General features: G+C 33.0%; 4 protein-coding genes. All 4 read left to right on the forward strand.

Annotation, left to right across the window (positions count from 1 at the left end; genetic code table 11):
- The first annotated feature begins 13 nt into the window (after window positions 1-13).
- A complete protein-coding gene (locus ACK5ON_RS01955; protein WP_409819370.1) occupies window positions 14-388 on the forward strand; it encodes a glyoxalase in 375 nt (124 codons plus the stop codon).
- Window positions 389-562: 174 nt separating this feature from the next.
- Window positions 563-1,276 (forward strand): esterase family protein, encoded by a 714-nt coding sequence (locus tag ACK5ON_RS01960; protein ID WP_409819364.1) that lies wholly within the window; start codon window positions 563-565, stop codon window positions 1,274-1,276.
- Window positions 1,277-1,319: 43 nt separating this feature from the next.
- On the forward strand, window positions 1,320-2,267 hold the full coding sequence (locus ACK5ON_RS01965) for a RimK family alpha-L-glutamate ligase (protein WP_396175236.1): 948 nt from the start codon (window positions 1,320-1,322) through the stop codon (window positions 2,265-2,267).
- Between the two features lie 136 nt (window positions 2,268-2,403).
- Window positions 2,404-3,510 (forward strand): carboxylate-amine ligase, encoded by a 1,107-nt coding sequence (locus ACK5ON_RS01970; RefSeq protein WP_409819367.1) that lies wholly within the window; start codon window positions 2,404-2,406, stop codon window positions 3,508-3,510.
- Window positions 3,511-3,623 lie beyond the last annotated feature (113 nt).

A 3,623-nucleotide genomic window follows, 5' to 3' on the forward strand; every position in this document is an offset into this window, starting at 1 on the left:
CTTTTTAACAAGATTGGGATTAGGGGTAAAAACTATTGGTACAATTAATCACCTATCTTCATCAGAGGAAGCTTTTCAGAACAAAACACTTCGTCCAATTCTTAAGTTACAAAATGATTTGTTTGTTCAGGTATTTATCAATTATGCCATGAAGCAAAAAAATGTTTTTTTTAGTTTAACTCCTGAGAAGAAAATAAATTATATTGAAAATGTCATTCAACGCGATATTAAGTTTAGAAATTCACTAAAAGGGATGGTGATTGCTTTTTTTACATTGGATGAATATGCGGAATATATTTTAAATTCTTCCAATTTGAATAAACGAATGATGAATATGTTAATTGAAAGACTTAAAAGCCAATTACAATTAATAGAACCGAACTCATAAAACCAATTAATTATTGATAATTATTTAAATATAGAGATGTATTTAGAGGCTTTATTAAATAATTTTTAAAATATAAATGTCAATAAAAATTTTATCGTAAATATTGATTAATATCAATAATTTATTTATTTCACAATACTTTTTTCATTATAATTGTTAATCTAATAACAATTTATGAAAGAAGAATATTTTAAATGGTATTCACCAAATTTAAATCGTGAAATTCAAATGCTTGTTTTTGGACATACTGGATATCCTGTTATCCTCTTTCCCACTTCAATGGGAAGTTATCACGAAAATAAAGACCAAGGATTAATTGAAAGCGCCCGATGGTATCTTGAGCAAGGTTTAATTCAAATCTTTTGTCCAGACAGCATTGATAAAGATAGTTTTTACAATAAAAGTATTCATCCAGTTCATCGCATACAAAATCATGTCTGGTACGACAAGATGATTTGCCATGAAATTGTAGAACGTGTAAAGAATAACACTGGTTCAGGGAAAGTTGCTGTTGCTGGTTGCAGTTTTGGTGGTTATCATGCAGCCAATTTTGCATTTAAGCATCCTGGCTATGTTAGTCATATGTTTTCTTTAAGTGGTGCTTTTTCTATTAAAAGTTTTATGGATGGCCATTGGGATGATAATGTTTTCTATAATAGTCCAGAAGACTATCTTCACGGATTAAACGATGGCGAACTCTGGAAAATGGATATCGTCCTTGGAACATCAAACTGGGATATTTGCCTTGATTCTAATTTAAAATTAGGCAAAGTGCTAGCGCAAAGAAACATCCCACATTGGTTAGACATCAGACAAAATAGAGAACATGACTGGCCAGTTTGGAGAGAAATGTTTCCACATTATTTATCTAGAATTAAGTTTGTTTAATCAACAACAAAAATTATAACCAAAAATAACTAACACGCGAAATATGAAAAAGATTGGAATTTTATTTGGAATGGAAGATACCTTTCCTTATGCCTTTATCGAAAGAGTAAACTCAAAAAAAGAACCTGGAATTATAGCCGAGGCAGTTTCTATTGACAAAGTAGTTCAAAACAAAGGCGGTGAATATGCTGTAATTATAGATAGAATTTCACAAGATGTTCCGTTTTATCGTGCTTATTTAAAAAATGCTGCACTAACAGGAACCAATGTGATTAATAACCCATTTTGGTGGAGTGCTGATGATAAATTTTTTAATAACTGTTTGGCTGATACACTTGGAGTACCTCTTCCAAATACGGTAATTCTTCCTTCGGCAGAACATCCAACTGATACGACAGGAAAATCTTTTAGGAACTTAAAATACCCGATGGATTGGGATGGGATTTTTGATTATATCGGTTTTCCTGCCTATATGAAACCCTATGCTGGTGGCGGTTGGAAAAATGTTTACCGACTTGAAAACAAAGAAGAATTTTGGCAAAAACATCAAGAAACAGGGCAATTAGTAATGCTTTTGCAAGAAGAAATTGTTTTTACTGAATATTTTAGAGTCTATTGTTTGGGAAGAAAAGATGTTCACATCATGCAATACGAACCAAGGAATCCTCATCATTTGCGTTATGTAATTGATGGCCCACCTGTGGATAAAAAATTATTAGCCACAGTTAAAGACTATACATTACGACTCTGTAAAGGATTAGGATACGATTTCAATACGGTTGAATTTGCTGTACGCGACGGTATTCCTTATGCAATTGATTTTGGAAATCCCGCACCCGATGCTGAATTAACTTCTGTTGGTGCTGAGAATTTTGAATGGGTTGTAGAACACGCTGCCAAAATGGCTATCGCAGCTGCCAAAAAACAAAAACCAGGAAAAATGAATTTAACTTGGGGAACCTTTATCAAAGATGCGGCAGCAGAAAAATAAGGTTGATTATTAACGAAATGCCCTAGCCCAGATAGTAGTGGAAATCCTTTTTTTATTTTGTCAAACTGAGCTTGTCGAAGTTCAAAATAAAAAAAGATTGAAACAAATAGCTGGATTAGCTTCAAATAAAAATAAGATGAAAAAATTACCTGTGTTTACTCTTGGAGTTGAAGAGGAATACCAAATTATAGACCCACAAACACGAGATTTGCGTTCCCATTTATCTAAAATTGTGGATGGTGCTAAATCAATTTTGAAAGAACAAGTAAAAGCTGAAATGCACCAATCTGTGGTGGAAGTGGGTACCAATATTTGTAAAAATGTTAAAGAAGCTAATGATGAAATTCGATTTCTTCGTAGCAAAATTGTGGAACTTGCCCATAAACAAAATCTTGTAGTTGGCGGTGCCGGAACACATCCTTTTTCGCGTTGGCAAGACCAACCTATTACAGATGATCCTCGATATCACACTATTGTAAATGAATTGCAAGATGCTGCCCGCTCCAATTTAATTTTTGGTATGCATTGTCATGTTGGCATTGAAAATCGTGATATTGGATTGCAATTAATGAATCAGGCCTGTTATTTCTTGCCTCATATTTTTGCTTTATCAACCAATTCCCCTTTTTGGGAAGGAAGAAATACAGGTTACAAATCATTTAGGACTAAGGTTTTTGATAAATTTCCTCGAACAGGTTTGCCAGAATACTTTGATAGTGTTCAAGCGTATGACAATTATTTAGATACTTTGGTAAAAACGGGTTGTATAGATAATCCAAAGAAAATTTGGTGGGATTTGCGATTGCATCCATTTTATGACACTATTGAATTCAGAATAACGGATATGTGTTTAACCGTTGATGAAGCCATGTGCATCGTAGCGATAATTCAGGCAATAGTAGCTAAATTGTATAAGTTAACCTTGAATAATACAAGCTTCAATATTTATAGGATTGCTTTAATTAAAGAAAATAAATTCCGTGCGGCTCGCTATGGAATTGATGGAAATATGATTGATTTTGGTTTAAAAGAAGAAGTCGAAACCAAAATGTTAATTCACGAACTGCTTGAATTTATTGATGATGTGGTTGATGAATTGGGAAGTCGAGAACATATTGACTATATCCATACGATACTTAGAGAAGGAACTGGCGCTGATAAACAATTGAGAGTATTTGAAGAAACACAGAATTTATCTAAAGTGGTTGATATGATTACGAGTGAGTTTACAAAGGGATTATAATTGAAAAAGTTATATTTGCACTATTAATCAATTACGATGAACAATCAAATTAGAATAGCAGTTTTAGATATGTACGACGGTGAACCCAATCAGGGAATGCGCTGTATTATAGA

The organism is Flavobacterium sp., assembly GCF_046317795.1.
Classification (GTDB): Bacteria; Bacteroidota; Bacteroidia; order Flavobacteriales; family Flavobacteriaceae; genus Flavobacterium.

What these genes read in the sequence shown, in the direction of transcription:
- ACK5ON_RS01960 (WP_409819364.1), top strand. Translation starts at nt 563, where the DNA reads ATGAAAGAAGAATATTTTAAATGGTATTCACCAAATTTAAATCGTGAA.
- ACK5ON_RS01970 (WP_409819367.1), top strand. Translation starts at nt 2,404, where the DNA reads ATGAAAAAATTACCTGTGTTTACTCTTGGAGTTGAAGAGGAATACCAA.
- ACK5ON_RS01965 (WP_396175236.1), top strand. Translation starts at nt 1,320, where the DNA reads ATGAAAAAGATTGGAATTTTATTTGGAATGGAAGATACCTTTCCTTAT.